Origin of the sequence: Cobetia sp. QF-1, assembly GCF_002213105.1 — a bacterium.
Classification (GTDB): Bacteria; Pseudomonadota; Gammaproteobacteria; order Pseudomonadales; family Halomonadaceae; genus Cobetia; species Cobetia crustatorum.
In genome coordinates this window covers 445,141-471,949 of sequence record NZ_NBVS01000003.1, presented here as the reverse complement: position 1 = coordinate 471,949, position 26,809 = coordinate 445,141, and the positions used below count along the sequence as shown (strand labels likewise).

The 26,809-nt window shown below is 57.9% G+C and carries 25 protein-coding genes and 5 tRNA genes; 18 read left to right on the top strand and 12 right to left on the bottom strand.

Going from position 1 to position 26,809, the window contains the following annotated elements; genetic code table 11:
- Window positions 1-132 precede the first annotated feature (132 nt).
- A complete protein-coding gene (locus CFN46_RS08510) occupies window positions 133-537 on the bottom strand; it encodes a VOC family protein (RefSeq protein WP_176426438.1) in 405 nt (134 codons plus the stop codon).
- Window positions 538-626: 89 nt separating this feature from the next.
- Window positions 627-1,682 carry a histidinol-phosphate transaminase gene (hisC, locus tag CFN46_RS08505; protein ID WP_088743228.1) on the bottom strand — a complete coding sequence of 352 codons (1,056 nt, stop codon included), beginning with the start codon at window positions 1,680-1,682 and terminating at the stop codon, window positions 627-629.
- 279 nt (window positions 1,683-1,961) lie between these two features.
- On the opposite strand from hisC, the gene CFN46_RS08500 reads away from it, so the two are divergent.
- The 3 genes from CFN46_RS08500 (at window position 1,962) to radA (ending at window position 5,353) form a co-directional block, all read left to right on the top strand.
- Window positions 1,962-3,110, top strand: coding sequence for an alkene reductase (locus CFN46_RS08500; RefSeq protein ID WP_088743227.1), 1,149 nt, complete (start codon window positions 1,962-1,964; stop codon window positions 3,108-3,110).
- A gap of 188 nt (window positions 3,111-3,298) precedes the next feature.
- Complete coding sequence (locus CFN46_RS08495; protein ID WP_024953067.1) at window positions 3,299-3,766, top strand: copper resistance protein NlpE N-terminal domain-containing protein; 468 nt, start codon at window positions 3,299-3,301, stop codon at window positions 3,764-3,766.
- 177 nt (window positions 3,767-3,943) lie between these two features.
- Window positions 3,944-5,353 carry a DNA repair protein RadA gene (gene radA / locus CFN46_RS08490; RefSeq protein ID WP_088743226.1) on the top strand — a complete coding sequence of 470 codons (1,410 nt, stop codon included), beginning with the start codon at window positions 3,944-3,946 and terminating at the stop codon, window positions 5,351-5,353.
- 191 nt (window positions 5,354-5,544) lie between these two features.
- Here the strand turns inward: radA and CFN46_RS08485 are convergent, their stop codons facing one another.
- Window positions 5,545-6,189 (bottom strand): DUF1415 domain-containing protein, encoded by a 645-nt coding sequence (locus CFN46_RS08485; RefSeq protein ID WP_246116453.1) that lies wholly within the window; start codon window positions 6,187-6,189, stop codon window positions 5,545-5,547.
- A 280-nt stretch (window positions 6,190-6,469) separates the two neighbouring features.
- On the opposite strand from CFN46_RS08485, the gene CFN46_RS08480 reads away from it, so the two are divergent.
- Window positions 6,470-8,296, top strand: a complete 1,827-nt coding sequence (locus CFN46_RS08480; RefSeq protein WP_254918435.1) for a SulP family inorganic anion transporter — start codon at window positions 6,470-6,472, stop codon at window positions 8,294-8,296.
- A 135-nt stretch (window positions 8,297-8,431) separates the two neighbouring features.
- Window positions 8,432-9,538: a tRNA 2-selenouridine(34) synthase MnmH gene (mnmH, locus tag CFN46_RS08475; protein WP_088743259.1), complete on the top strand. Its 1,107-nt coding sequence runs from the start codon at window positions 8,432-8,434 to the stop codon at window positions 9,536-9,538.
- Window positions 9,539-9,563: 25 nt separating this feature from the next.
- Here the strand turns inward: mnmH and CFN46_RS08470 are convergent, their stop codons facing one another.
- The gene (locus CFN46_RS08470; protein WP_024953063.1) at window positions 9,564-10,313 is read right to left on the bottom strand and encodes a type 1 glutamine amidotransferase; all 750 of its coding nucleotides are present in this window, start codon (window positions 10,311-10,313) and stop codon (window positions 9,564-9,566) included.
- Between the two features lie 152 nt (window positions 10,314-10,465).
- On the opposite strand from CFN46_RS08470, the gene CFN46_RS08465 reads away from it, so the two are divergent.
- The 3 genes from CFN46_RS08465 (at window position 10,466) to CFN46_RS08455 (ending at window position 12,448) form a co-directional block, all read left to right on the top strand.
- Window positions 10,466-10,759, top strand: coding sequence for an MGMT family protein (locus CFN46_RS08465; protein ID WP_024953062.1), 294 nt, complete (start codon window positions 10,466-10,468; stop codon window positions 10,757-10,759).
- 123 nt (window positions 10,760-10,882) lie between these two features.
- Window positions 10,883-11,494 carry a YjaG family protein gene (locus tag CFN46_RS08460; RefSeq protein WP_088743224.1) on the top strand — a complete coding sequence of 204 codons (612 nt, stop codon included), beginning with the start codon at window positions 10,883-10,885 and terminating at the stop codon, window positions 11,492-11,494.
- Window positions 11,495-11,593: 99 nt separating this feature from the next.
- The gene (locus CFN46_RS08455; RefSeq protein WP_088743223.1) at window positions 11,594-12,448 is read left to right on the top strand and encodes a CHAD domain-containing protein; all 855 of its coding nucleotides are present in this window, start codon (window positions 11,594-11,596) and stop codon (window positions 12,446-12,448) included.
- A gap of 142 nt (window positions 12,449-12,590) precedes the next feature.
- Here the strand turns inward: CFN46_RS08455 and hisF are convergent, their stop codons facing one another.
- The 4 genes from hisF to hisB all read right to left on the bottom strand — a co-directional run bounded on the left by hisF (window position 12,591) and on the right by hisB (window position 15,591).
- Complete coding sequence (hisF, locus tag CFN46_RS08450) at window positions 12,591-13,364, bottom strand: imidazole glycerol phosphate synthase subunit HisF (protein WP_024953060.1); 774 nt, start codon at window positions 13,362-13,364, stop codon at window positions 12,591-12,593.
- Window positions 13,365-13,376: 12 nt separating this feature from the next.
- A complete protein-coding gene (hisA, locus tag CFN46_RS08445; RefSeq protein ID WP_088743222.1) occupies window positions 13,377-14,123 on the bottom strand; it encodes a 1-(5-phosphoribosyl)-5-[(5-phosphoribosylamino)methylideneamino]imidazole-4-carboxamide isomerase in 747 nt (248 codons plus the stop codon).
- A gap of 115 nt (window positions 14,124-14,238) precedes the next feature.
- Window positions 14,239-14,880, bottom strand: coding sequence for an imidazole glycerol phosphate synthase subunit HisH (gene hisH / locus CFN46_RS08440; protein ID WP_024953059.1), 642 nt, complete (start codon window positions 14,878-14,880; stop codon window positions 14,239-14,241).
- A 117-nt stretch (window positions 14,881-14,997) separates the two neighbouring features.
- Window positions 14,998-15,591 (bottom strand): imidazoleglycerol-phosphate dehydratase HisB, encoded by a 594-nt coding sequence (gene hisB, locus CFN46_RS08435; RefSeq protein WP_024953058.1) that lies wholly within the window; start codon window positions 15,589-15,591, stop codon window positions 14,998-15,000.
- 243 nt (window positions 15,592-15,834) lie between these two features.
- Between hisB and CFN46_RS08430 the strand changes: the two genes are divergently transcribed.
- From CFN46_RS08430 to CFN46_RS08390, 9 genes are all read left to right on the top strand, one after another.
- Entirely contained in the window at window positions 15,835-16,320 is a 486-nt protein-coding gene (locus CFN46_RS08430; protein ID WP_246116451.1) for an acetyl-CoA sensor PanZ family protein, read from the top strand.
- 157 nt (window positions 16,321-16,477) lie between these two features.
- The gene (locus tag CFN46_RS08425; protein ID WP_024953056.1) at window positions 16,478-18,874 is read left to right on the top strand and encodes an AsmA family protein; all 2,397 of its coding nucleotides are present in this window, start codon (window positions 16,478-16,480) and stop codon (window positions 18,872-18,874) included.
- Window positions 18,875-18,982: 108 nt separating this feature from the next.
- On the top strand, window positions 18,983-20,122 hold the full coding sequence (mutY, locus tag CFN46_RS08420; protein ID WP_088743221.1) for an A/G-specific adenine glycosylase: 1,140 nt from the start codon (window positions 18,983-18,985) through the stop codon (window positions 20,120-20,122).
- A gap of 141 nt (window positions 20,123-20,263) precedes the next feature.
- On the top strand, window positions 20,264-20,575 hold the full coding sequence (locus tag CFN46_RS08415) for an oxidative damage protection protein (protein WP_024953054.1): 312 nt from the start codon (window positions 20,264-20,266) through the stop codon (window positions 20,573-20,575).
- Window positions 20,576-20,677: 102 nt separating this feature from the next.
- Window positions 20,678-20,753: transfer RNA gene (locus CFN46_RS08410), tRNA-Phe, on the top strand.
- Between the two features lie 5 nt (window positions 20,754-20,758).
- A tRNA-Gln gene (locus tag CFN46_RS08405) sits at window positions 20,759-20,833 on the top strand.
- A 41-nt stretch (window positions 20,834-20,874) separates the two neighbouring features.
- Window positions 20,875-20,950, top strand: a tRNA-Thr gene (locus CFN46_RS08400).
- A gap of 93 nt (window positions 20,951-21,043) precedes the next feature.
- A tRNA-Phe gene (locus tag CFN46_RS08395) sits at window positions 21,044-21,119 on the top strand.
- A 3-nt stretch (window positions 21,120-21,122) separates the two neighbouring features.
- A tRNA-Gln gene (locus CFN46_RS08390) sits at window positions 21,123-21,197 on the top strand.
- Window positions 21,198-21,334: 137 nt separating this feature from the next.
- Here the strand turns inward: CFN46_RS08390 and CFN46_RS08385 are convergent.
- The 4 genes from CFN46_RS08385 to CFN46_RS08370 form a co-directional block, all read right to left on the bottom strand.
- Window positions 21,335-22,438, bottom strand: a complete 1,104-nt coding sequence (locus CFN46_RS08385) for a sigma-54-dependent Fis family transcriptional regulator (RefSeq protein ID WP_176426437.1) — start codon at window positions 22,436-22,438, stop codon at window positions 21,335-21,337.
- Between the two features lie 338 nt (window positions 22,439-22,776).
- Complete coding sequence (locus CFN46_RS08380; RefSeq protein ID WP_024952850.1) at window positions 22,777-23,160, bottom strand: hypothetical protein; 384 nt, start codon at window positions 23,158-23,160, stop codon at window positions 22,777-22,779.
- Window positions 23,161-23,292: 132 nt separating this feature from the next.
- Complete coding sequence (locus CFN46_RS08375) at window positions 23,293-24,165, bottom strand: hypothetical protein (protein WP_024952851.1); 873 nt, start codon at window positions 24,163-24,165, stop codon at window positions 23,293-23,295.
- Between the two features lie 25 nt (window positions 24,166-24,190).
- A complete protein-coding gene (locus CFN46_RS08370) occupies window positions 24,191-25,138 on the bottom strand; it encodes a CsgG/HfaB family protein (RefSeq protein ID WP_254918434.1) in 948 nt (315 codons plus the stop codon).
- A 523-nt stretch (window positions 25,139-25,661) separates the two neighbouring features.
- Here CFN46_RS08370 and thpD point away from each other — a divergent pair.
- A complete protein-coding gene (gene thpD, locus CFN46_RS08365; RefSeq protein ID WP_369597143.1) occupies window positions 25,662-26,783 on the top strand; it encodes an ectoine hydroxylase in 1,122 nt (373 codons plus the stop codon).
- The last annotated feature ends 26 nt before the right edge of the window (window positions 26,784-26,809 follow it).

The window sequence follows — 26,809 nt, the reverse complement described above, 5'->3', positions numbered from 1 at the left end:
CAGTGCGCAGGAACACGCCAGACCGAGCAAGAGTACTGAACGCGAGTGCACCTGAATGCTTTCGTGATACACCGCCCCTGTCGCCACTGCGATAGGGGCGTTCGTGTTTATAAGGCTCGTATCCCAGTGTTATTACGCACGGACCTCATAGAGCTCGATAGGTGTGCCATCTGGGTCGGCCAGAAAGGTAAAGCGTGCCCCAGTATATTCATCAATACGGATAGGCTCAGGAGAAGCACCACGGGCTATCAGCAGTGCCACACAGGTATCTATGTCTGCCGTTGCCAATGCCAGATGGCGAAGGCCACACGCTTCGGGGTAGCTAGGGCGGGGAGGAGGAGAAGGGAAGGAGAACAGCTCGAGCTGAATGCCTCCCGGCAGGCACAAATCGAGCTTGTAGCTATCGCGTGCTTTTCGGTAAACCTCACCCAGAATCTCAGCGTCCATCACTTCCAGGTAAAAGCGTTTGGCCCGAGAGTAATCAGCAGTGATCAATGCCACATGGTGCACATGTGATAGAGGCATACGAGCTGTCATGGCAGTCTCCTATACGATGGAGGCAGAATTCAACGACAGAAGGCGCCCAATGGGGCGCCTTCTGTCGTTGAGAAGCAGTGCGTCGTATTCTAGCTGCACAGGCATTCAAGGGCTTCGATCAGACTATCCATCTCAGCATCGGTCCCGATGCTGATACGCAGATAGTCACGCAGGGCATCAGTATTGAAGTGGCGAACGAGAATGCCGTGCTCACGTAGTCCGATGAATAGTTCACCAGCATCGTGTGTCAGATGCTTGGCCAGCACGAAGTTGGTCTGGGAGGGCAGGATCTCGAAGCCTAGCGCCACCATGCGATCGCGTGTCTGCTCACGTGTCGTGATAACTCTGGTGCGGCATTCGTCGAAATAGCTTGGGTCGCTGAGGGCTGCAATACCGATCTGTTCAGCGAGACGATCGATCGGGTAGGAGTTGAAAGAGTCCTTGATGCGCTCCAATCCTTCGATGAGCTCGCGTGATGCTACCGCGTAGCCGAGGCGAATGCCGGCGAGACTACGTGATTTTGAGAAGGTACCTGTCACGACCAGGTTCGGATACTGATGGATCAGCGGTACGGCACTTTCGCCACCAAAGTCCACGTAGGCTTCATCAACCAGTACAACGCTGTGCGGATTGCGTTCTAATAATGCGGCAATCGCTTTACGACCATGACCATGGCCCGTCGGTGCATTCGGGTTGGCGAAGATGATACCGCCATTGTCGTTGCCGAAGGCTTCCAGATCGATCTGCCAGTCGTCAGTCAGCGGCACGCTTTGTGACGCAATGCCGTACATGCGGCAATAAACGGGATAGAAGCTGTAGCTGATTTCAGGTAGCAGCAATGGCTTGTTCTGGCGAAAGAATGCCTGAAAGGCCAGTGCCAGGACTTCATCGGAACCATTGCCGACGAAGACCTCGCCAAGCGTGACATTGAAAGTAGTGGCAAGCGATTCACGCAGCGAGGTAGAACTCGGATCCGGATAGCGTCGCAGGTCAGAGGCATTGAACTCACGTAACACCTGCTCTACTGCTGGGGCCGGTGGATAGGGGTTCTCGTTGGTGTTCAGCTTTATCAGCTGCTCTCGCGGTTGCTCGCCGGGGACATATGGGGTCAGGTCGTGGACCTGTGGGCTCCAGTACTTGCTCATGGTTTCTCGCCGCTAGTGACAGTGCATGATCTTTGTCATGGGATGCTTTCATGTTGCCCGCTGGACAGGCGAGGCACAAGCGCAGCGACTGTCCTCATGGGGCGAGTGAGGCTGAGTACGTCAGCGATGGCGATAGATGAGATTGTTGCCACCTCAGCATTATTCCCGTGCACTCGATGATGCTTGAAGTCTGGGTGCCTTCACCGCATCTCACGGGTAACCACATTGCGGTCTGCCATCAGGTAGACCGCATGTTGACCGTCATTGAAGGAGTGCCGCATGACCGATACCACGACATCTGATACCACCACGACCGCCGCAACGCTGCTCGATCCAGTTACGCTGGGTGATCTGAGCTTGCCTAATCGTATCCTGATGGCACCTCTCACGCGTGCGCGTACGCCGGACAGCATTCCGGGCAAGCTGCAGGAAGTCTATTACGGTCAGCGCGCTGGTGCGGGTCTGATCATCAGTGAGGCGACCAACATCTCACCGACAGCGCGGGGCTACGTCTATACGCCCGGTATTTGGACAGATGAACAGGAAGCGGGCTGGAAGGGGGTCGTTGAGTCTGTACATGCCAAAGGTGGACGCATGGCGCTTCAGCTTTGGCACGTGGGGCGTGTCTCGCATGAGATGGTACAACCGGATGGCCAGCCGCCGGTCGCACCGAGTGCACTCAAGGGCGAAGGGGCCCAGTGTTTCGTCGAGTTCGAGGATGGCACCAGTGGTCGTCATCCGACCAGTACTCCGCGTGCACTGGAGACCGCTGAGATCGCTGGCATCATCGAGGATTATCGCCAAGCTGCCGTGCGTGCCAAGCGTGCCGGCTTTGATATGGTTGAGGTGCATGCTGCCAACGCCTATCTGCTCAATCAGTTCATGGCTACCGGCACCAACCAGCGCACCGATCAATATGGTGGTTCGGTCGAGAATCGTGCCCGTCTGACGCTAGAGGTGGTCGATGCCGTCGCTGAAGTGTTCGGCCCTGAGCGTACGGGTATTCGCCTGACACCGTTCATCGAGATATTTGGCTTGACCGATGACGAGCCTGAAGAGATGGCCTTCTATATGGCTGATCAACTCTCCATGCGCGGCATTGCCTATGTGCACGTCAATGAGCCGGACTGGGCGGGTGGCGACATCAAGTTCAGCGACGACTTCCGCCGTGCCTTGCGCGCGCGCGTCAAGGGAGCGTTGATCTTCTGTGGTCATTACGACGGTGAGCGAGCAGCCCGAATCATCCAGGAAGGCATTGCTGACGCCGTTGCCATGGGGCGCCCTTACATCGCCAACCCTGATCTGGTTGAGCGTATGCGTCTCGGGGCTCCGCTCAACGAGCAGGATCCGGACACCTTCTACGGCGGCGAGGCCAAGGGTTACACCGACTATCCGTTTCTGGATAACGGACATGATCGCCATGCGTGAAGCCGCTACCGAATAGCGAATGGTGTTTGATAAATACGTTCTGTGTCGTTCGGGGGTGGCCTCGCAGGGGCGATTCCCGCTATTCTTGAGCGTGGAAGCTTGCGGGCAGTCTCTCTTTTTCATCGTTAGGCTGCTCGCCGCCGGTATCGGCGACGCTGATACCGGGTCATCGCCTTAAGGAGGATTCAATGCAGATCAGGACTCTGATGGTGGGAGCCGCGCTGATGGTCGGTCTCGCCGGGTGTGCGTCAACGGCCCCGACCAATGATGGTGCCGCCGAGAGCACCGCCGCCGAGACAGCCAACGAGCAGGTTGCCGTCTACAAGGGCACCCTGCCGTGTCGTCGTTGCACGGGCATTGATCTCGATGTGCGTCTCAAGGGTGCTGAAGCGGCCCCGGAAGATCAGCGTACTTTCAGTCTCGATGCGACCTATCGTGATCATCCGCAGCAGCCTGCTCCGGAGCATTACGAAGGTCAGTGGGATGTACTGTCCGGTACTGTGACCGACCCCGATGCGACCGTCTATGAGCTGACACCGTCCGGTGAAGGCCAGACTTACTATTTCCTGCGTCTGGATGCTCAGACTCTGGAACTGGTCGACCCGCAGAAGCGTCGCTTCCAGAATGGTGAAACGCTGCGTCTCGAGCGCCAGTGATCATGCCATGAGCCAAGTGGCTGCTATAGGCTCAGGGCTATAGGCACCAGAGCTATAGACACAAGGAAGGCGGCGCAAGCCGCCTTCCTTGTGTCTGGCGTTTGGTCGTGTGCAAGCTGATCTGTATCACCGGATGATGCCTCCCTCTGATTTCTCTCTTCCTGACAGGATTGCCCCATGGCGAAAGCAAAAAGCGCCTTCGTGTGCACCGAGTGCGGTGTCGAGTGCTCAAAATGGCAGGGTCAGTGTAGCGGCTGCCGTGAATGGAATACCCTGCAGGAAATCCGGGTCGGCGCATCAGTGCTACCCGGTGCTGCGCCAGTAGCAGGCAGTAGTATTGCTGGCACTGCACGCGCGACACCTGCTCGCGGAGGTTATGCCGGCACACTGAGTGACAACGTGACGGACCTCTCCAATGTGTCGCTGTCTGAGGTGCCGCGCTTCTCCTCCACCTTTGGTGAGTTTGATCGCGTACTTGGTGGCGGACTGGTACCGGGTTCTGCAGTGCTGTTGGGTGGCCATCCTGGGGCAGGCAAGTCGACACTGCTGCTGCAAACCGCTTGCAAGCTGGCACAGAACAAGCGTTCGCTCTACGTCACTGGTGAAGAATCGCTGTCTCAGGTCGCGATGCGTGCTCATCGTCTGCAGTTACCGATGCAAGGGCTGAAGATGCTGGCAGAGACCAGTGTCGAGATCATCCTGGCGACCGCTGAGCGTGAGAAACCTGAAGTGCTGATCATCGACTCCATTCAGACCATGCACATGGAGGACTTGTCTTCAGCGCCGGGTGGTGTCTCACAGGTGCGCGAGTCCGCAGCAGCACTGACGCGCTTCGCCAAGCGGACTAATACCGTGCTGCTATTGGTCGGGCATGTCACCAAGGATGGCTCTCTGGCTGGCCCTAAGGTACTGGAGCACATGATCGATGCTTCGCTGCTGCTGGAGGGGGACGGTGATTCACGCTTTCGTACCTTGCGTGGCCAGAAGAACCGTTTTGGCGCGGTCAACGAGCTAGGTGTTTTCGCCATGGTTGAGCATGGCCTGAAAGAGGTGAAAAATCCCAGCGCCATCTTTCTGTCGCGCAATGAGGAACAAGCCTCCGGCAGCCTGGTGATGGTGGTCTGGGAGGGCACACGGCCGATTCTTATCGAAGTGCAGGCGCTGCTTGATGACTCGGCGCTAGGCAACCCACGTCGCGTAGCGGTGGGTCTCGATGGTAACCGTCTGTCGATGCTGCTAGCCGTACTGAACAAGCATGGTGGGCTGTTCACAGGCGACCAGGACGTTTTCCTGAATGTGGTGGGTGGGGTCAAGGTTCTGGAGACGAGTGCCGACCTTGCAGTGCTGTGTGCGGTGGTATCCAGCTTGCAGAATCGCCCGTTGCCACGAGAATTGGTGGTCTTTGGGGAGGTGGGGTTGTCGGGCGAGATTCGCCCGGTCCCGAGTGGGCAAGAGCGTATCATCGAGGCCGCCAAACACGGCTTCACTCGCGCTATCGTCCCGAAGGGCAATGCGCCCAAGCAAGCGCCGAAAGGCATGACGGTGATCGCGGTGGACAAGCTGTCTCAAGCGCTCGAGGCGTTGTAATCGCGTATGATCAGAGAGCGTCTTTCAGTCGTCATGGGACAGACAACGTCGATTGAAAAACAGAAGGCCAGCCGCAAGGCTGGCCTTCTGTTTTTCAATCTGAGCTTTGGGTTTGAGCGTCGAGCCCTGATGCGCTGACATATTGCATGATGAGGTGGCGCGTGATGAACCGGTCGAGTCGATGGTTTTGATCAGTCTTGCGCGGCGTCTTTCTTGTTGGCATGCGCGCAAGCCTTGAGGCGAGTGACCAGCGCCTCGACACCACGTTCGCGCATCAGTGCTTCATTACGTGCTGGCACTTCTTCGACATCGCCGGAATAGGCATTGATGGCCGCTTCGACTGAACTTTCGCGTAGCAGGTGCAGCATCGGATAGGGTGAACGGTTGGTATAGTTGGCCGCATCGTCTTCCTCAGTATCCTCGAATACATAGTCGGGATGGAAGCTGGCCAACTGATAGATGCCCTCGTAACCCTGCATTTCCAGCAGTGCTTCGGCATAGTCCAGGAGTTCGAGATACGCATCGAAATCGCGGAAGCCATCCTTGAAGATCACCAAGGTCGTCTCTGCCTCGCGGTGAGCATCGAGATTCAGAAGCTCATCCCCCAACGCCTGCAAGCAGCGTTCCAGCCCGGCGCCGGGCACTACCGCGTACTGGATGCTATTACGCGCCATCTCGCGCGCTGCAAACGGACACAGGTTGTCGGCGACGATATGGGTTTCGACCCACTGACGTGTGGCGTCGATGGCCGCATCTTCGCTGGTCTCGAGAGGCGGTGTGTAGCCGGTCGTCGTATCGGTAGGCATTGTATCTGCGGACGTATGATCGGCGCTCATGGCGTCAGGCTCCGGGGCGGTGTCAGGGACTGCATTGTCACTGCTCAGGCTCGGCATGGCCAGTCCAGATGTGTCGGATGTCTTTGCGGCAGGTGCTTTCTGGAATGTGTGGCCGTGTGTCGTCGTCGATGATAGTCCAGTTCGGTCATGCGCTGTTTCATTAGTGTATTCAGCGATAAACTTGTAACCAATGGCGTTAGCCACATGGCATGAGTACTCATGAGTTTTCATCGCCTCTTCCTGGGCGACCTCTTTCCCTGTGCTACCACGGAGATATTCCTTGTCCGCTTCTTCTCCGACACCGTCTAGTGATACCAGCAGCGCGACCGTTTACCGAGTCACGCGCATGCTACCCTTTCTTGGTTGGCTCAAGAGTATGTCGCCAAGAGATGCGCGTGCTGACCTGATCGCCGGCGTGAGCGGTGCAGTGTTGGTGCTGCCGCAAGGTGTGGCTTACGCGCTGATCGCGGGCCTGCCGCCCGCGTATGGTCTTTATGCTGCCATCGTGGTGGCGGTCATCGCCGGACTGTTCGGTAGCTCGCGGCATATGGTCAGCGGCCCTGCAGCGGCGATCTCGATGGTGGTATTTGGCACTGTCTCGACACTAGCCGCACCGGGGAGCCCCGAGTATTTGCCGTTGGTGCTCGCGCTGACCTTCATGGTGGGCCTCATTCAGCTATCGCTGGGCCTGCTGCGCATGGGGGCGCTGGTCAATCTCATCTCGCATACCGTAGTGATAGGTTTCACGGCGGGAGCAGGAGTGTTGATCGCGACCAGCCAGCTCAGGCATCTGTTCGGAATTGAGTTAGGCGATGCCACCAGCTTTCTCGGTACCTGGTGGACGCTGTTCGGTCATCTGAGCGAGACATCGTGGGCCACGCTGGCGACGGGGATGAGTACGCTACTGGTCGCTGTGCTGGTAAGGCGTATCAATCGACGCTTGCCGTGGATGCTGGTGGCAATGGCGGTCGGCTGTGGCGTTGCCGCGCTATTGGGCGGCAGTGGGGCGGGCATTCCGATGGTGGGTGCGCTATCCGGCAGCTTGCCGCCGCTCTCACTGCCACCGCTGGGCTTTGACACCCTGCGTTCGTTGGGCGGTGCCGCTTTCGCATTGGCAGTGCTCGGGCTGATCGAAGCGGTCTCTATCGCACGAGCCATCGGCGTACGTTCGCATCAGCGCATCGACGGTAATCAGGAGTTTATCGGCCAGGGCTTATCGAATCTGGTGGGCAGCTTCTTCTCATGTTTTGCGGGTTCTGGTTCCTTTACGCGTTCCGGCGCCAATTATGATGCCGGCGCACGCACACCATTGTCGGTCATCGTGGCGGCGCTGATCGTGCTGGCGGTACTCCTGTTGGTGCCTGACGTGACTGCCTGGCTGCCGTTGCCGGCCATGGCAGGGCTGATCATGGTGATTGCCGCCAACCTGATTGAATTCAGTCATATTCGCCAGATTCTGGCCGTCAGTCACGAAGAGGCGGTGATATTGGTCATCACCTTCCTTGCCACGCTGCTGTTACCACTCGAATTTGCCATCTTTGCCGGCGTGCTGGTGTCACTGGTGCTCTATCTCAACCGCACCTCACGACCGCGGTTGGTAGAAATGGCACCAGATCCTGAGCACCCTGAGTTGGGCGTGCGCAACGCTGAGCGTTATCAGCTCACCCAATGTCGAGAAGTCGTCATTCTGCGTGTTGATGGTTCGCTCTTCTTTGGTGCCGTGGATCACGTGCAGAGCAAGCTGGCACGCTATAACGGCAAGCACGTCATTCTGCTCGGCACTGGCTGTAATTTCATCGATATTGCGGGTGCTGAAATGCTGGAGATCGAGCAACAACGCCTGCGTGATAACGGCGGCAGCCTCAGTATGTGTGGTTTCCGAAAGTATGCATTGGAAGTGATGGAGCGCGGCGGCTTCCTTGAGCGAATCGGGCGCGAGCAGTATTTTCATACCGCCGAAGCGGCGATTGTTGCGCTACGCGAATCTGTCGCTGAAGCACATCGTGGCCATGATGGTGACCCCGCCGAGTGTGCAGATTGTCAGTTGTTTGGTCCTGCTGGTATGGGGCCAGGGCAGGGTGTGCGGTTGACGCCGCCACTGGCGTGAGAGACATGATTCGGGAGAGGTGGGTGGCAAGGCTGGGGGCCGTCGCACGCATGCGATAGAATAGTGAGCATTGATGCGTCAGTGATTTACCTGCTGGTCATCACCTCATTCCTGCCTGCTAGTCGAGAGATGCCCATGAGCCTGCCCACCGTTGCGGCCAGCTGTGACCTGCTACGTGACGGCCGCCCGCTGATAGATGTGCGTGCGCCGGTCGAGTTCGCCGCTGGCGCCCTGCCGGGCGCCGTCAATCTGCCACTGATGGATGACGAGGAACGTCACCAGGTTGGCTTGCAATACAAGCAGGTCGGGCCAGAATCGGCGGTGCATCTGGGACATCAGCTGGTGAGCGGTGGCATCAAGAAAGCCCGTATTCGCGCCTGGGTCGAGTATGTCGAACAGCATCCCGACGCTATCCTTTATTGCTTCCGCGGCGGCATGCGCTCGCAGCTCAGTCAGCAATGGCTGAAAGAGGCCGGTGTCGAGCGGCCGCGCATCGCGGGCGGTTGGAAGGCCATGCGCCATCAAGTTTGTCAGATGATCGACGAGCGGGTTGAGCAAGCGCCGATGCTGCTGATCGGCGGGCTGACCGGCTGTGCCAAGACTGAGCTGATACATGCTCTGGATAACGGCGTTGATCTGGAAGGGTGCGCGCGCCACAAGGGCTCTGCCTTTGGTCGCCATCCGTTCCCGGCGCCCAGTCAGATCGACTTTGAACATCGGCTTGGGGCCGACATGCTTCAATTGGCACCGGATGCTCCCAGCGTGATGGAAGACGAATCGCGCTTTATTGGCAGCGTCAATATTCCACTGACGGCTTGGCGTGCCATGGAGCAAGCCCCGTTGATTCGTGTCGAGATGCCGCTCGACTGGCGCCTGGTGCAGATTCAAAAGGATTACATCGAGGGGTTGTGGGCAATTTATAGCAGCCACTACGGCGATTTTCTGGGCTGGGCGCTGATGCAGCGTCAGCTACGTCAGGCACTGCTACGGCTGCGCAAGCGCTTGGGAAGTGCACGATTAGCGCGACTGGTGCGTATGCAGGAGATTGCCTTCAGCGAGCACAAGCGCGGCAATGCCTCTGCCCATGAAGCCTGGCTGGCACCACTGCTGAGCGAATACTACGACCCCATGTATCGCTATCAGCTCGAGAAGCATGAGCGCACCTTCCTGCACGTTGGCGATTGGGGTAATAGCCTCGCCTTCGCCCGTGAGTGGAGCGCCACTCACCGCTGGCAGCGCTGAGACAGCCAACGCTCTGGTATCTATTTCAGCTGCTTAGCCAGTCCAGCATCAGGCGGTCAAGCAAGGCCGCCTGATGATCGAAGCGCTTGGGGTCCGCGAGTAGTGCTTCGCCAGATTGCACACCGCTACCTTGCGCGGGGGCTGGGCGCTCTTCGAGGCGGCTAGCGGTGGCAGCTGCATCAAGATTCGGGTGAAAGTTTAGTGCCACGACACGCCCCCCATCCCAGCAGAAGCCGGCTATCGGCGTATGTTCGCCGCTGGCGAGTAGCTCACAGTCTTCCGGTAGACCACAGATTTCCTCATGCCACACTAGTGCCTCAAACTCTACAGGCAGGCCCAGCGGGCATTCGTTGCTGCGCGTCAATGATACCCAGCCGCGCTGGGGAACCACCGCTGGCGATACGATAGCGCCTAGCTGCTCGGCAATCAGACGGGCGCCCAAGCCGATACCCAATATTGGACGATTGCTATTGAGCGCACGGCGAATCAGCTTACGTTGCAGGCGTAGCGCCTGACGTGTGGCAGCGGGTTGGTTCTCTTCTGACAATGACAGCCGCTGTGGACCATCTAGAATAACCAGTGCTTCGAAATCATCGATGCCGGGCAGGGCTTCTCCTTCCATCGGGAAGCTGCTGTTATGACTATGGCCCATGCCCGTTAGCCAATCGCTCAGACGTACTGGGTCCTGCCAGCCATGCACCATCGTCTGGGCATCGACAGGCGCAGTATCCGGGCGAACAGGGGTCTGACCCTGATGTATGAAGTAGAGGTGCATGACAACATCATGCGTGAGCCGCTCGGCAGCGTAAAGAGGGACTATGACACCAGGGATATGCTGGCGGCATGCTAGCCATTTACTTGGCAATCCACTGCTTGAGACCTTGCTGCCTTGCTTGGGCTTCATGAACCATGACTGCGGAGAGCGCGATGCGTGCCGAACTGCTGGAGCAGATCTACACCGTGGTAGCCCAGATTCCCGATGGGCGGATTACCACCTATGGGCGAATCGCCAAGATGACTGAAGGCGCGACCGCCCGCATGGTCGGGTCAGCCATGCGCCATCTGCCCGATGGGCATGAGCTTCCCTGGCATCGGGTGATCAACGCGTCGCTGAAAGTGACCGATCACGGTGGCGCGGTGAACCAGCGTGCGAAACTGCGTAGTGAAGGCATTTTGTTTGATGCCGTTGGCCGCGTGCCACGAGAGTGCCTGTGGCCCTGAGTCGGGATGCTGGTTAATGCTTCGTACGTTGTTACCGGCGCAGTGTTATATCCTGTTTATATGTTTGGCCATCTGCTGCGCAGGTGTCTTTGCCGATTTTTTCGATGAGATAAGAGAATACTCATGACTCAGCCTGTCCCCGGTTTCCGTACCCGACTCGATGCACTTGCTCCTATGCGGCGTACTGCCTTCATGGCGGCTCTGACTGAGCGCCTGCTACCGAATGCCGGTTTCTACGCCGAGGCCAATGGCACTGCCAGCGCACTGGAAGCCACCCGTGAGCTACGCAAGCTGCTGGATCTGGTGTGGGAGCAGCTGCGGGTACGAGAAGCGAAGATCGATTTCTCTCTGCAGGCTGAAAAAGTCGCTGCCTTCGAGCCTGAGGAAGCTGATGAGAGCTTTGGCGCACGCCGTGCATTGGAAGCCGTCATGGCGCTGACAGCCTGTATTGATGTACTGGTCAGTGAGGAACCAGAGGCTGCACTCAAGATCAGTCGTTTGTCTGCTGATGGCGTTCGCGCGTTGATCGATCTGCAGGCCGGAGAAGGAGTGGAGCAGGAGGCACTGGAGGCGCTTATCCGTGAACATCCGCTGATGGAGGATGAACGTGATTTTCAGGATACGGTGCTGGAAAGCGTGGAGGCGCCACGCCTCGAACGCGATGACTGGCGAGCACTCAAGCAGCTGGGCCGTAATGAAGATGTCAGCAACCTCGGACTATCCTTGCAGGAGTGACCACGCGACGGGTGAGCGAGAGACCCGTGCTGGCGGTCATTCCTGAGCTGGTGACTCTCACCAGCTCACCAGGTTGGCATCTGCAGCGGGAGAGCTTGAATGGTCGACGGAACCGAAGGTCGCAAGCAGTTTTCACCGGCCACTCTGCTGGCAGAAGTGATCACCGCACGGCTTGAGAGCATGCAGGCGCGTCTGGAGCAACCCACTCTAAGCGGCGAAGACATTCATGCACTACGTGTTGACTGCAAGTCTTTGCGCAGCGGATGGCAGCTGCGGCGCGCCTCGTTAGGCAAGCAGTTGGTCAGTGAGCATCAGGCGCGCCCACGCGACATTGCCAAGGCACTCGCTGGGCCACGTGAAGCACAGATGCTGCGCAAGACGCATGCGCGCGCTTATGGTTGGGTAGATGCGCACAGTCAGCGTTTGTTAGATGCGCTGAGGCCGGGGCTCACGGCAGCGATGTTGGACGAACCACCGGCCAAACTTCAGCATGCGCCGCTCCTGAGGCTGCTGGCACAGGAGCAGTCCGCTTGGCGCGAGATGCCTCTGATGTATGTGGAACTCGAGGCTGGGCTCGCATTCAGTCGCGAACGGGTTGCCAGACTTGCGGCGCAAGTCGTGAAAACACGCGAGGTCGAGGCCTCCCACCGACTGCGCAAGTGGGTGAAGTACCGCATGTTCCAGCTCAAACTTGCGGATGCTGCCTTCGGTGATGCCACGCTTGCGCAGTTTGAAGTACCGACTCATGGCCGTCGTCGAGAGTCGGCACTGCTTGATAAGGCTGCCTCGCGCTTGGGCAATCAACATGATCTGGCCGAGCTGGCGCTGTGGGTCGGTGAGCGGGTGATACCGCGTGAAAGCGAGGCGCATCTGGTCAGCGCGGTCATGGCACTGGCGGAACAGCGGCTGGCACAGGCACTCAAGCCGCTGGCAAAAGCAGGTTACGTCACTTGAATGCGGTCGTGCCTGAGGTTATGCCCCATCCTCCTCATTCGTCGCATGAGGGCATGATATGTAATACAAAACGCCGCCGCTCCCTTGCGAGAGTCGACGGCGTTTTGTATTTCGGGTACGACAACAGTGCATAGCTGACTGGTTACAGGCGCATCTCGATGCCGCGCTCGGCCATGTAGGCCTTGGCTTGCGGAATCGTGTACTCGGCGAAGTGGAAGATGCTGGCGGCCAGCACCGCATCCGCGCCGCCCTTGAGCACGCCATCCACCAGATGGTCGAGGGTGCCGACGCCACCGGAGGCGATGACGGGCACGCTGACGGCGTCGGAGATGGCACGCGTCACGCCGAGATCGAAGCCGGCCTTGGTGCCGTCGCGATCCATGCTGGTCAGCAGTAGCTCACCAGCGCCCAACTCGACCATCTTCTTCGCCCACTCGACAGCGTCGAGTCCGGTCGGCTTGCGGCCACCGTGGGTGAAGATTTCCCAACGCGGCGTCTCGCCGTCTTCACTAACGCACTTGGCATCGATGGCAACCACGATGCACTGGCTGCCGAAGCGGTCCGCCGCTTCACGCACGAAGTCCGGATTGAACACGGCCGCCGTATTGATGGAGACCTTGTCCGCGCCCGCATTCAGCATGGTGCGAATATCTTCACAGGTGCGGATGCCACCGCCGACCGTCAGCGGGATGAACACCTCACCGGCGATGCGCGACACCATGTCGACCGTGGTGCCACGGTTGTCGACGCTGGCGGTTATATCGAGGAAGGTGATCTCGTCGGCGCCTTGCTCGTTGTAGCGCTTGGCGACCTCGACCGGATCACCGGCATCACGAATGCCAACGAAGTTGACGCCTTTGACGACGCGCCCGGCGTCGACGTCCAGACACGGGATGATGCGTTTGGCGAGTGCCATGGATCGCTCCCCTCAGGCCTTGCGGCCAGTGATCGAGTCAGACAGTGCCTGCGCTTCCGCGATATCCAGGCTGCCTTCGTAGATGGCACGACCCGTGATGGCGCCGAGAATACCCTGATCAGCGACTTCCGCCAGACCACGGATGTCATCCAGATTGGTCACGCCACCCGAGGCGATCACCGGAATGCCGCCGGCGAGAGCCAGTGCCACGGTGGCCTCGATGTTGACGCCCTGCATCATGCCATCGCGTGCGATATCGGTGTAGACGATGGAGGACACACCATCGTTGGCGAAACGCTTGGCCAGTTCAGTCGCCTTGATGGTGGAGACTTCAGCCCAGCCATCGGTCGCGACGAAGCCATCACGTGCATCCAGGCCCACGATGATGCGGCCCGGGAAGGCGCGGCACATCTCAGCGACGAAAGCTGGTTCTTTCACGGCCTTGGTACCGATGATGACCTGACCGACGCCGGCTTCCAGATAGTGCTCGATGGTCGCGGCATCACGGATGCCACCGCCGATCTGGATCGGCAGCTCCGGATAGGCGCGGGCGATGCGTGTCACGGCGTCACCATTGACCGGCTTGCCTTCGAAGGCACCGTTGAGATCGACCAGATGCAGGCGGCGACCACCGGCCTCGACCCAGCGCGCGGCCATGGCCAGGGGGTCATCGCCGTAGTTGGTGGAGTCTTCCATGCGGCCCTGTTTCAGGCGCACGCACTGACCGTCCTTGAGATCGATCGCGGGGATTACCAGCATGTCGGGTGTCCTCTCGGCGTGTCTTGGCACGCCTGAATTGTCGTCGATGGTGCAGCGTGTGCCATTACGCCATCGCTGCATCATGCGGTTGAGCAGGTGTCATGCGGGCCAGCCCTCAGGGCTGCCAGCGGACGAAGTTCTCGAGTAGCTTGAGGCCGGCGGCCGCACTCTTCTCCGGGTGGAACTGCACTGCGAAGATGCTGCCTTTGCCGATGGCGACATGCGCTTCAGCACCGGCGTAATGTGTCGCGCCAAAGACCTGTGAGCGCTCGCTGGCCGAGACGTAGTAGCTGTGCACGAAGTAGAAACGCGCCTTGTCCTCGATACCGTCCCACAGGGCGTGCCCCTGTATGTGGCTGACATGATTCCAGCCCATGTGCGGTACTTTGAGGCGCTGGGCGTGTTCATCCAGCTGCTTGTCGTCGAAGCGCTTCACGGCACCCTTGAGATAGCCGAGACAGTCGATGCCGCCGTTCTCTTCGCTACGCTCCATCAGCATCTGCTGACCGACGCAGATGCCCAGCAGCGGCTTGCTGTGGTTGGACAGCAGCTCGTCGACCAGACCACGCAGCTCCGCGCGTTCAAGCTCGCCCATGCAATCGCGAATAGCGCCTTGGCCCGGCAGCACGACACGGGTTGCGCCGCGAATGGCGCGTGGGTCGCTGGTAATCACGATATTTTCGTCGGCCACATGCTCAAGCGCCTTGGCGACAGAGTGCAGGTTGCCCATGCCATAGTCGATGACGGCAATCGTCATGTCTTTCTCCCGAAGGCCGGAGCGAGCTCCGGCACTGGATGTTCATGCGGACTGGGTGCTTGTTCGAGCTGAAGGCTGGAGTGAGCGCAATATGCTGCTACCACTCAAATCAATAGCTTACAGCGAACCCTTGGTGGAGGCGATACGACCACCCATGCGCTCGTCCTCTTCCACCGCCATGCGTACGGCACGCCCGAAGGCCTTGAAGATGGTTTCGGCCTGGTGGTGAGCATTGAAGCCCTTGAGGTTGTCGATATGCAGCGTGGCACCGGCATGATTGACGAAGCCCTGGAAGAACTCCCAGAACAGCTGAGTATCGAAACGCCCGATATTGCCGCGCGTGAACTCACACTGCATGAACAGGCCCGGACGCCCGGAGAAATCGATCACGACACGCGACAGTGCCTCATCGAGCGGTACGTAAGCATGGCCGTAACGGCGGATGCCTGCCTTGTTGCCCAGCGCCTGAGCAAACGCCTGACCGAGGGTGATGCCGATGTCTTCGACGGTGTGGTGGTCGTCGATGTGCAGGTCGCCATCACAATCGACGTCGATATCGATCACGCCATGTCGTGCGATCTGGTCCATCATGTGCTCAAGGAAGGGCACGCCGGTATTGGCGGTCAGCTTGCCTTCGCCATCCAGATTGATGCGAACCCGGATCTTGGTCTCCGAGGTGTTGCGATGAACTTCAGCGATACGCTCTGCCATGATGTCTCTCCAGCGGTCGGTGACGTCATCAGTGGCTTCTGATCTGATGACATCAGGGCGCAGTCTGGGGCCTTTGGAATGCTAGGCGTGTGTCCAGTCCGGCCGGGAAGTGCGCATCATGTGGTTGTTGTCATGTGATGTCGCAATCGAAATCGTGATCAAAAGGCCTGTCTGGCGCGAGTGATCGGCGGCATGTGCGGCGCTAAGTCCGCTTGCCCGACCTGTCATTATAGAGAAAGGTTCATGGCATCCGCTACAATGGCGGGCATTCATATCGCGGGCGAGGATCTCACCATGCCGGTCACTCTTCAGATGATCGATCACGCGCGCTGGCAATCCGATGAGCAAGTGCGCATCGATCTGTCACGTATCTACCATGAGGCGCCGGTCGAGCGCCTTCCAGCAGCGCCGGATGACTTCATTCAGGCTAGTCTGGCCGCTGGCCATCGCTTCTGCAGCGCCTTCTTCAATGATCGCCATATCGGTGCGCTATTATGCGAGGACGATGGCGAGTGCTGGCGAATCAGCCATTGCTGTGTACGACAGACCACGCGGCGGCGCGGGGTTGGCACACGGTTGATGGCACTGATGTCGCTGGAAGCCACTGCCACCCAACGTGTGCTCATCGTGCCGTGCCAAGGGCTGACAGTCGCGGATGAGCTGCTGGTGTCTCGATTGGGGTATAGACGCGATCCTGTGCGTGACGGGTTCGTGTTGGCGCATGATTGAGCGATAAGCAGAGGCATGCGGAACTGATGCCAGCAGGATCTGTCCACCGCCTGTGTCATCATTGGTTGACGTAACAAGCACTGATTGCCTTACCAATCACTGTCTTCTGGAGTGAAGGCAGGGAAGATATTCTCATCGTGTCAAAGGGAGGATGCAGATGAAAGCACTGTTCAGGGCCTTGCTGGCCATCGTCGGCGTACTGGCGTTGGTAGTCGTGGCGGGGGTGATTTATGTCACGACCTTCCTCAACCCGAATGATCTCAAGCCGCGCCTCGTCCAGGCGGTCAAGGACCAGGCTGGGCTTGAGCTGGCCTTGAACGGTCCGCTGGATTGGTCCTTCTATCCGCGCTTGGGCGTCAGTGTCGAAGACGCCGAGGCCTGGCTGCCGGAGCAGCAGCGTGATCAAGCGCCCTTTGCCTCATTCCAGCGCGCCGAGGTAGGCGTCTCCTTTGCACCGCTGCTTAGTGGCGAGGTTGAAGTCGAGGGGGTGTTTCTCGATGGCCTGAAGCTGGCGCTCAATCGCGATGCCAAGGGGCGTGGCAACTGGGAAAGCCTGCTTGAGCACGCCTCTGATGCTGCTGAGAGTGGCGCGGCCGACAAGGCATTACCGCCGGCCAAGAGTGCGGGCATTGCGGTAGCGGATGAGAAAGCTGCCGACACGACCTCCGATGATGCGGAAAGTGTGAAGGATGGAACGGCTGGCATGTCGGTCAATCTTGATATCGCTTCGATTCAGGTCACCAACGGGCAGATTTCCTATCAGGATGCCGCCAGTGGGTTGGACATGACACTGAACGAGCTGTCGCTGACGTCCAGCGATGTCAGCCCGTCCAAGGCATTCCCTGTGAAACTGTCGTTCGTGGCCGATGGGCGTGAGCCCAAGGTGCACAGCACCATCAGTCTCGATGGGGAGGTCGCGTTGGATCTCAAGGAAGGCCATCACGTACTGACCGGCGTGAGTCTGGATACCACGACCAACATGCCGGCACTGGGCGAGAAAGATCAAAAAGTCGCCTTGGACATCGACACCCTTACGCTCGATACCGCCAAGCAGCTCTATCGTGCAGAAGGCGCAGAGCTGGAGGCCACTCTTGATCAGCCAGCATTGGGTGACAAGGCGTTACCGCTGAAGGCGACCTTCGGTGCTGAAGCTGATCTGGCGGCGGGCACCGCGAATATCGATGACCTGTTGCTGACCTCCGGTAACGACTTGCGCCTGAGTGGTGCGCTGAAGGCCAAGGATGTCACCAGCGATGCGCTGAGTTACACCGGTCAGTTCAAGCTGGCGCCGTTGTCACCCAAGGCGTGGATGACGCGTGTAGGCATGACTGCGCCAGAAACCACCAAGTCGAGCGCACTGACATCGCTGGCATTCTCTAGCCCGCTCAAGGGTGACCTGTCTCAGGTACAGCTGACTAACCTGGTCGTCGCGCTGGATGATACTGCGATCAATGGCCGCCTCGGCTCGTCTTTCGATGCCTCGAAGATCACCTTCGACCTGGATGTCGACAAGATCAATATCGATGACTATCTGCCGCCAGCTACCGAGAAGAAGACGGCGGGCCTTGCAGTGGTCACACCCGCGTACGCTGCCGAAAGCACTGCGGAATTGCTACCGGTCGCGTTACTGAAAGCGTTGGGTCTGCAGGGGCAGCTGGATATCAACACCCTGATCGCCTCTGGTCTTGAGATGAACAAGGTTTCTGCCAAGCTGTCTGGTCAACCGGGCCTGCAGAAGCTTGATAGCCTGACCGCTAATCTCTACAGCGGTACGCTGGCCGCCAATGCGCGTATTGATAGTCGCAAGGCGCCGCTGGCGATGAGTTTCAGTGAGAAACTGACCAATCTGGATATTGCGCCGTTCCTCAAGGCGCTGGCACCGGAGCAGAAGGAAGTCCTGCGTGGTCGTCTCTCCCTGAATGGCGACTACACCACGAGCACCAATCAAATCGACAGCATCAAGCGTAATCTGAACGGCAGCGGCAACTTCGAGATTCGCAATGGCGAGGTGCTCGACGTCAACGTGTCGAAGGAAATGTGCACGACGGTCGCAACGCTCAGCGGCAAGCAGTCCGAGCGTGAATGGAAGGCGAATACGCCGCTGGAGCGTGCCCAAGGCAGCTTCAAGGTCACCAATGGCGTGATCAGCAATCAGGATCTGGCGCTGGCGATTCCGGGCATCACACTGGACGGCAAGGGTCAGCTCAATCTGCCGACCGACGCCTTTGATTACACGATGGCAGCACGCTTTGTTGAAGGCACTGATGTGGCTGGCTGCAAGGTCAACCCGCGCCTGACCAAGCTGCGCTTCCCGGTGCAGTGCAAGGGCAGCCTGAGTGGCGAGCCGGGCGAGTGGTGTGGGTTCGATCAGAAGGGCTTCCAGACAGCCGCCGCGGAGCTTGCCAAGGAAGAGGCCAAGCGCAAGGCTGGCGACAAGGTTTCCGAGAAGCTGGATGAGAAGCTGGACGAAGATACCCGCAAGAAGATCGATGACAAGCTCGGCGAAGGTGCCAGTGACAAGCTGAAAGGGGCCATTCAAGGCCTGTTCAACTGAGTCGACACCAGAGCTTGTAGAGAAATACAACAGCACGCCAGCTCCTCGGGGCTGGCGTGCTGTTGTTTGAGCCCGCCTGAATCCAAGAATCTGTATAGGAAGTTTTCGATGGCGCGTCCTGACACTGCCGCTGCGCCACGCGTGGCCGAGATTGCTCTGAGTCCTGAAGATGTTCAGGCACGTGTTTTCGCCTGGTTCGACGTACATGGTCGCAAGCATCTGCCTTGGCAGGAAGACACCACGCCATATCGAGTGTGGGTCTCTGAAATCATGCTGCAGCAGACTCAGGTCGCGACGGTGCTGCCGTACTATGCGCGCTTCATGGAGCGCTTCCCTGAGGTGCAGATGCTGGCTGCTGCTGATAGCGATGATGTCCTGCACCTGTGGACCGGGCTGGGGTATTACGCTCGTGCACGCAATCTGCACAAGGCCGCGCAGCAGGTCGTATCGGAGCATGGTGGCGAATTCCCCGTCGAGAGTGTTGAAGCGCTCTCGACGCTACCGGGTATCGGGCGCTCTACCGCTGGTGCGATCATCAGTATCAGTACCGGACAGCGTGCCCCGATTCTCGATGGCAACGTCAAACGCGTACTAGCACGCCTGCATGCCGTGGAAGGCTGGCCTGGGCGTCCGGCGGTCGAAAAGGAATTGTGGACGCTGGCGGAGCGTTATACGCCCGACAATCGCCTACCCGACTGGACTCAGGCAGTCATGGACCTCGGGGCGACGCTGTGCACGCGTGGTCGTCCTGATTGTGAGCGTTGCCCCTTCAACGATGTCTGCGTGGCGCATGCGCGTGGCGAGGAGAAGCGTTTCCCCGAGAGCAAGCCTAAAAAGGCGATTCCCCAGCGCGCTACGTTGATGTTGCTGGTATTTGATACCGAAGGGCGCGTGCTGCTGGAGCGTCGCCCACCGACGGGTATCTGGGGAGGTTTGTGGGCACCGCCGCTGGTTGAGGATCGCCAGGCCGCCCGTGACTGGATTGCTCAGCAAGCGCGTGGTGCTCATCTGGCAGAGCCACTGGCGAGCTTTGAGCACGTCTTTAGCCATTTCCGGCTGACGATCACTCCGCAGCCGGTACAGTTGGGTGAGTCAGGCTTGGTGCCAGCGAGTGCTGCCGAAGAGGTGCGTGAGTCTGGCGCTGGGCAGCGTTTCGTTGACCCCGCTGCACCAGATGCTGTTGGCTTGCCTGCTCCGGTCAAGGCATTGCTTGCACGTTGTACCGGTGATCTGTTCGGTCTTGGTTGAGATTTATCCTGCCTTGAGGGAATCAAGTCAGGCGAGGCTGGGGGGATGCCGGCAAGGCGTGCGAGAATGATCTTCAATGCGAGAGTCGTCTACGACAGGCGACAGTCATTTGCTCATTACTTACCAACGTCGGAGTCACCTATGCGCACCGTACATTGCCGCAAGTATGACCAAGAGCTTCCGGGCCTCGATTTTCCGCCGCTACCGGGCGAGAAAGGGCAGGACATCTGGTCGCATGTCTCAAAGCAGGCATGGCAAGAGTGGCAGACACTGCAAACACGCCTGATCAACGAGAAGCACCTGAACATGATGGATGCTGATAGCCGTCGCTACCTGATGGAGCAGATGGAGCGTTTTCTAAACAACGAAGAGACGGATCAAGCGGAAGGTTTCGTGCCGACAGACGCTGCCGCGAAGGAAGAATCGCAAGGTGGTCAGGGCTACGAACTCTGACCTGCTCTCGAGGGCGGGGGGTGCCAATATCGACGCCAAATTCTTGATAAGCAAGGGTTGACGTCGGGAAAGGTTTTCTATTTAATACGTCCTCGTTGGCAAGGCCAGATAGCTCAGTTGGTAGAGCAGGGGATTGAAAATCCCCGTGTCGGCGGTTCGATTCCGTCTCTGGCCACCAAGTGTTGGGGTATAGCCAAGTGGTAAGGCACCGGTTTTTGGTATCGGCATTCCCAGGTTCGAGTCCTGGTACCCCAGCCAGCCAACGCGCAGTAAGAAGACTCATATCATGAGTTCTTTGTGCCGGCTTAGCTCAGTTGGTAGAGCAACTGACTTGTAATCAGTAGGTCGAGGGTTCGACTCCTTTAGCCGGCACCATTTTACAGGCACTTGTGTTCGCAAGACTTGTAAATGAACGAAGAGCAAATGATATAGAAGTCGCCTTGGCGGCTTTTTTTGTGTCTTTAGGTTGGCCAGATAGCTCAGTTGGTAGAGCAGGGGATTGAAAATCCCCGTGTCGGCGGTTCGATTCCGTCTCTGGCCACCATTTTGGGGTATAGCCAAGTGGTAAGGCACCGGTTTTTGGTATCGGCATTCCCAGGTTCGAGTCCTGGTACCCCAGCCAATTCAGGCATGTTGATGAAGTCGCAAGATGAATTTGGCAGCCAACAAAAAAGCCATCCTTCGGGGTGGCTTTTTTGTGTCTATCGATCAGAAAATGTGTTCAATCTTCTCTTCTCTTCTCATTCTTATGACGCGTGCTCAATGTGCTGTCGGGGCTTCCGGATGCTGAGCCAGCCAGCTGAGACGTTTGCGATAGATGGTTGAAGGCGCAATCTCCAGAATCGCGGCAGCGCGAGGAATGCTACCTTCGCAGGCCTCGATAACCGTCTCTATCGCGTCACGCTCTACCATCCATAGCGGGCGCAGCCAGGGGTCGTCACTTTCCGAGAGTATTGGTGACCGCGTCGCTGTAACGTGCCTGCCGACTGCAGAGTGATTCGCGGGAAGATCGAGCATGGCGGCGGTCAGTACCTCACCTTCATTGAGAATGATGGCTCGACGCAGAGTGTTTTCCAGCTCACGTACATTACCGGGCCAGTCATGTGTCAGCAGCTGTTGCTCGGCGCACGAGCTCAAGTGCGTAAAGTGCTTTCCCTCATGACTCGCCATGCGGGTCAGCAAGCCATTGGCGATCTCCAGTATGTCCTTCCCGCGCTCACGTAGTGGCGGAACCTTGAGGGGAATGACGTGCAAGCGATAGAAAAGATCTTCGCGGAAGCGATGTGTATCGACCAGCTGGCGAGGGTCTTGGTGAGTCGCGCAGACGATGCGGCAGTTGACCTCAGTCGTGCGGGTGGCGCCGACAGGCATCACCTGGCCCGTCTGTAAAAAGCGCAGCAGCTTGCTCTGTAGCGGCAGCGGTAGTTCTGCTATCTCATCAAGAAATAACGTGCCACCGTCGGCGGCGACAGCGAGTCCTTGTTGGGCACTGACAGCGCCAGTGAAGGCGCCACGCACATGGCCAAATAGTTGGGACTCCAGCAGTTCCGCAGGAATCGCGGCACAATTGACCGCAATGAAGGGTCCATCACGCACTGGGCTGTGACGGTGGATGGCTGTCGCACATAGCTCCTTGCCGCTGCCGCTTTCGCCAGTAATGAAGATCGGGGCGTCCGAATGGGCGACCTGGATGAGGGTGCGATAGAGGGTCTGCATGGTCGATGAGCCTCCGATAAACCCCTCAAAACCGTGACGCCGCGGTACCGATAATTCCCTGACTCTGGGAATGATGGAGGAGTCGGCAGCCAGGTTCAGTGCGGAGGCAGCCGGTGCAGCCTGATGATGAGCCTTCAGTGCGGTCATGAGCGATGTTCCCTTCCTGCTTATCTTTCTACAGCACTTCAACGAGCGAATGCGCTGTGAAAGCATTGTTGTACGGCTGTTTCTAATGACAGCCTCGCGGATATGGCACGCGGACTCTTATCGTTGAGTCTTCGGTGTGAGTTGTTCTATGTGCCTTAATCCAAGCGTAATCGGTTGTTGAGAATGAGCTTGACGGTTTTTAGTAGGTTTTTATCCCTCCCTTCAAGTGACAGGCCTCTCAGCATTGCAGGCCGAGCTACTGACTAGTTCTCTCCTCTCGTTTGAAACGTAAGACTCAATACCCAGTGACGACAGGCTTCGGGATTCACGGTCATCTATCATGGCTCTTCCTCTTCATTTACTTGATTGTTGGTCGTGTGCGTGAGGTCGGTAGTGGCAGTTTGTGAACTACTATCGGCTGACTGATCTGCATTGCCATCGATAGTGCCGGTTGAACCATCACTGAGCGTCTGCTGGATCTGTTGCCAGTTACCAATCGCAGTACTGCTGCCGGTATTGAGTGTGTACTCACCGATATTGGTATCTGAACCTTCACCCAGGCTACCGGCTTTCTTGCTCTCGTACAGAATCAAGGCGGACTCTGAACTTCGGGCAGGGAAGTCATAGGGGAAGGGGCCCATCAACGAGCTAGCACTTACGACACTCGCCATCAGGCAGCTTGTACTCAGAAGTCCCAGGCCGATACGCGTGAAAGCGTTCATGTCTTACTCCTTAAGCCTTTGAAGCACACCGTTGTTGAAATATGCAGTTTCTGACGCTTGCTGCACCCTGAATAGTGCAGGTAATGAAACACACGCGGGTTGCCCCGCGTGTGTTGACTGCGTGCTGCCGGTTTACGGAGTGGCGGTCTGTGGCCCGACATTGATGGACATGTTATTGCCCACTGAAGTTGCGACATTGCTGATAACCGGGCCTTCGAAGTTACCCACTGGTGGCAGGCCGAGTGTGATGTTGCTGACCCGCGCAGTGGAGGTCACGTTAGCGAAGCTCATCTGGGTATTGTCGGCAATCAGTGCAGTATCAAGACCGGTAGTGTCCTGGGTGACCGACAGGTTGTTGCCCACGGAAGTTGCGGCATTGTCCACGCTCAGGTTGAGGATATTCTCGACCTTGGCCAGTGAATCGATATCGGCGCTCCCCATGTGGTAGCCATACCCGCCGCTGCCCGCCAGGAACTGCTCGTTATGCAGGTTGACCATGGCATCGCTCTCGATTGAAGCGTTGTTACCCACGGAGGTCGCCGCATTTTCAAGGCTTTCCAGATTGACGATGTCCTCATTGATGACAGGGTCAGTCGTCGTGGTGTTGATGTAGCTGCCTGCGATGGCACCGGCCCCCGCCACTGCGTCTGCGCCGCTATTGCTGCCATACCGGCTGCTGTATGCACCAGCACTCGCTGCTGCGCCAGCGGCAGCTCCGGCAAAGTTGCCAGTCTCGACAGTGGTTTCACCCGGACCACTGCCATAGCTGACATCTTTGACGATAGCGGTAGAGCTGACATCGCCGATCTGTTTCTGAAGGTTTTCGACCATCACCAAGCCACCCGGATCAACGATAGTGGGATCAATGTTGGCCTTGACCTTGATATGGGTGTCGACGTGCCCATGCCATTTCCAGTTCACGTTCTCGAAGGCATGTGCCTGGCTTACCATCATGATGCCACTGGCGAGGCCGATAGCGACTGCGAGCTTATTATAAGTAGTCATTGTCATGTTCCTCATGAATGTTGACTTATTGTGCTGCGCTTGGTGCTGCGGGTACTTCTGTTGTTGATGTTTCTACTGCTGGTGTTGCGGTTGTATTACTTGCTGCAACTTCACGCGTGTTGCTCTTGTCAGTGGCAACATGCTGGCCTGGATGAAGCTGACAATCCTCTCCTGCAGGGACAGGGAGTCCCAGGCCTTCAGTCAGAAGTTGGTATGCGCCCATCTCCACGACTGATCTCACGCCCAGCTGCAGTGGTTCATTACGCACTGCGCCGGAATCAAACTCGATTAGCTGGTTGCCGAAGAAGCGATAAATGCCCGCCTCGACCTCATAACCCACGACCTGTTTCTGCAAGCTGGTGACATAGATGGTGCGGAAGGTACGAATATCGACCATGCGAAGATCCAGCCCGACATTGATGACAGCGGTGCGTAGACCTGCACCGATACCACTGACAAACAGGCGGGTTCCGCCACTGGAAATGTTGTAATTTAGTTCTGTCAGTGCGCCTAAAACCACGAAATTAGAGGGCAGTACCGCCAGTTTTCGGGGCGCGAAGGCCAAGGCCTTTTGCTCGAAGAGTTGCTGTTCGGCCAGGGGGACGCGAACATCCAAGCGCTCGGTCAAGTGGACTTTCTGAGTCTTGTAGAGCGCACTGATCAGCATTTCAGATACGCCCTGAGTGACAGCAGCGCTCTCGGTAACAGTGGAATAGCTTCTCTGTCCGGTTTTATCAGTGATTTGTCCGACAGCAATGACCGGTAGATTATCGATGCCCTCTACTCGGCTAAGAGAGGCGAGACATTCGCTGTAAGGCGTATTGTTTGAGGTGACTGGCGGCCCAACAACGGGCTCGATATTATCGAATTGTGGTTCGACAGTAGCGCAGCCCCCCAGCACTGTGGCCATGCAAGCGGCCATACAAATACGTGGCTTTAACATGCTGGAAGTTCCCCTGGTGTGACGCATCATCCTGCGCCGTTCTTGTACTCTGATATGTGTCTATCAGTTGTGTTTCTGTATTTCTAAGTGGCAGGAAGTATGCCAAGTTTATTGCTGTTGTTTTTTAGTGACTTAACGATTTTTTGCAAAATAAGGGGGTGCTGCAATTTGCAAAAAGCGAGGCGGATTGAAGAAAATCACTAGCATTCGATGTGGCGGTATTAGGGGATGATAAGACTCGATTATTAGCCTTGATGAGAGTCACGATAAGGCTGAATGAGCTTGTAATAATGCGGCGGGCTGACTGAGAAAAATTGTCAGTCGTATGTCGGTAGAGCTGTCATCTTCTCGCGAGCGCGAGTCTGAGGAGGGTAGTGCAGTGGTTAATGGTGTTTTAACGATGCCAAGGCTGATATTTCTGTGATTTATCCGTGCCGCGAGGGGTTGAAGTTAGCTATCGGGTCCACATAGTCCCTATGCGGAGACTCCGTACTGCAAGATGCCAGATTCCTCTTTCCTCAATGCAAGCCATTGATGCCTTAAGGAGAGCAAGATGACAGCTTCACGCCATATGAATTCTCGCCACATCGCCACCGCCTCAGCCTCCAAGCAGCGCAGCTACCGCGCCCATGGCGGTGGCAGAGCACATCATGCTGCGTCAGATACTGGTCAGCGCCTTGGTATGCGCCAGGTAGATGCTGATCGCTGTCAGGCACCAGAAGCCTATCTTGACCAATCCGGCAGCGACCGTGGTTCTGCCGCAAAAGATGCCTACCCCACGCGCCTGAGTCAGCCGCCGCAGCATCTCTGGCAGACACGGCAAGAGCCCATCGTTCATTCGCATGCTGATGAGGGGCCGCTGGGAGCAGAGCAGCTCAAGCGCTTTGAGCGTGACGGCTTCATCTTCGAGCCGGAGTTTCTGGCAGAGGAGGAGGTTGAGGTGCTCAAGGCCGAGCTGGCCGCGCTGCTCGACAATGAGGAGTGGCAGGGGCGTGACTTCACCATTACTGAGCCCAAGAGTCGTGAGATCCGCTCGATATTTGCCGTGCACTTCCTGTCTGAGCGCTTTCGTCAGTTGGCAGAAGACCCGCGTCTGATCGGGCGTGCCCGCCAGATTCTCGGCGGAGGCGTCTATGTCCATCAGTCGCGCATCAATTACAAACCGGGCTTCGAGGGCAAGGGCTTCAACTGGCACTCTGATTTCGAGACGTGGCACGCCGAAGACGGCATGCCGGAGATGCGTGCCGTCAGTGCCTCGATCATCCTGACGGACAATCACCACTTCAATGGCCCGCTGATGCTGATTCCCGGCTCGCATAAGGTCTTTGTGCACTGTCTTGGCGAGACGCCGGAAGACAATCACAAGTCGTCGCTGCAATCGCAGAAAGTCGGAGTGCCATCGCGTAAGGCGCTACGTGAGCTAGTCGCCGAGCGGGGCATTGAAGCGCCGACGGGCACGGCGGGTGGTCTGCTGATGTTTGACTGCAATACCTTGCATGGCTCCAACGCCAACATGTCGCCGGACCCGCGCAGCAATGCCTTCTTCGTCTATAACCGCGTCGATAACGCGATGCAGGCACCGTATGCCGCATCTCGGCCGCGACCTGAGTTTCTGGCGCATCGTGATGACGGAGGCTGGGATACGCTTGAGCGCACCGATGGCGTCAGCCACTAGTGTGAGGAATACCGCCTGAGTGAACC

What these genes read in the sequence shown, in the direction of transcription:
- CFN46_RS08510 (WP_176426438.1), bottom strand. Translation starts at nt 537, where the DNA reads ATGACAGCTCGTATGCCTCTATCACATGTGCACCATGTGGCATTGATC.
- hisC (WP_088743228.1), bottom strand. Translation starts at nt 1,682, where the DNA reads ATGAGCAAGTACTGGAGCCCACAGGTCCACGACCTGACCCCATATGTC.
- CFN46_RS08500 (WP_088743227.1), top strand. Translation starts at nt 1,962, where the DNA reads ATGACCGATACCACGACATCTGATACCACCACGACCGCCGCAACGCTG.
- CFN46_RS08495 (WP_024953067.1), top strand. Translation starts at nt 3,299, where the DNA reads ATGCAGATCAGGACTCTGATGGTGGGAGCCGCGCTGATGGTCGGTCTC.
- radA (WP_088743226.1), top strand. Translation starts at nt 3,944, where the DNA reads ATGGCGAAAGCAAAAAGCGCCTTCGTGTGCACCGAGTGCGGTGTCGAG.
- CFN46_RS08485 (WP_246116453.1), bottom strand. Translation starts at nt 6,189, where the DNA reads ATGAGCGCCGATCATACGTCCGCAGATACAATGCCTACCGATACGACG.
- mnmH (WP_088743259.1), top strand. Translation starts at nt 8,432, where the DNA reads ATGAGCCTGCCCACCGTTGCGGCCAGCTGTGACCTGCTACGTGACGGC.
- CFN46_RS08470 (WP_024953063.1), bottom strand. Translation starts at nt 10,313, where the DNA reads ATGCACCTCTACTTCATACATCAGGGTCAGACCCCTGTTCGCCCGGAT.
- CFN46_RS08465 (WP_024953062.1), top strand. Translation starts at nt 10,466, where the DNA reads ATGCGTGCCGAACTGCTGGAGCAGATCTACACCGTGGTAGCCCAGATT.
- CFN46_RS08460 (WP_088743224.1), top strand. Translation starts at nt 10,883, where the DNA reads ATGACTCAGCCTGTCCCCGGTTTCCGTACCCGACTCGATGCACTTGCT.
- CFN46_RS08455 (WP_088743223.1), top strand. Translation starts at nt 11,594, where the DNA reads ATGGTCGACGGAACCGAAGGTCGCAAGCAGTTTTCACCGGCCACTCTG.
- hisF (WP_024953060.1), bottom strand. Translation starts at nt 13,364, where the DNA reads ATGGCACTCGCCAAACGCATCATCCCGTGTCTGGACGTCGACGCCGGG.
- hisA (WP_088743222.1), bottom strand. Translation starts at nt 14,123, where the DNA reads ATGCTGGTAATCCCCGCGATCGATCTCAAGGACGGTCAGTGCGTGCGC.
- hisH (WP_024953059.1), bottom strand. Translation starts at nt 14,880, where the DNA reads ATGACGATTGCCGTCATCGACTATGGCATGGGCAACCTGCACTCTGTC.
- hisB (WP_024953058.1), bottom strand. Translation starts at nt 15,591, where the DNA reads ATGGCAGAGCGTATCGCTGAAGTTCATCGCAACACCTCGGAGACCAAG.
- CFN46_RS08430 (WP_246116451.1), top strand. Translation starts at nt 15,835, where the DNA reads ATGGCATCCGCTACAATGGCGGGCATTCATATCGCGGGCGAGGATCTC.
- CFN46_RS08425 (WP_024953056.1), top strand. Translation starts at nt 16,478, where the DNA reads ATGAAAGCACTGTTCAGGGCCTTGCTGGCCATCGTCGGCGTACTGGCG.
- mutY (WP_088743221.1), top strand. Translation starts at nt 18,983, where the DNA reads ATGGCGCGTCCTGACACTGCCGCTGCGCCACGCGTGGCCGAGATTGCT.
- CFN46_RS08415 (WP_024953054.1), top strand. Translation starts at nt 20,264, where the DNA reads ATGCGCACCGTACATTGCCGCAAGTATGACCAAGAGCTTCCGGGCCTC.
- CFN46_RS08385 (WP_176426437.1), bottom strand. Translation starts at nt 22,438, where the DNA reads ATGACCGCACTGAAGGCTCATCATCAGGCTGCACCGGCTGCCTCCGCA.
- CFN46_RS08380 (WP_024952850.1), bottom strand. Translation starts at nt 23,160, where the DNA reads ATGAACGCTTTCACGCGTATCGGCCTGGGACTTCTGAGTACAAGCTGC.
- CFN46_RS08375 (WP_024952851.1), bottom strand. Translation starts at nt 24,165, where the DNA reads ATGACTACTTATAATAAGCTCGCAGTCGCTATCGGCCTCGCCAGTGGC.
- CFN46_RS08370 (WP_254918434.1), bottom strand. Translation starts at nt 25,138, where the DNA reads ATGATGCGTCACACCAGGGGAACTTCCAGCATGTTAAAGCCACGTATT.
- thpD (WP_369597143.1), top strand. Translation starts at nt 25,662, where the DNA reads ATGACAGCTTCACGCCATATGAATTCTCGCCACATCGCCACCGCCTCA.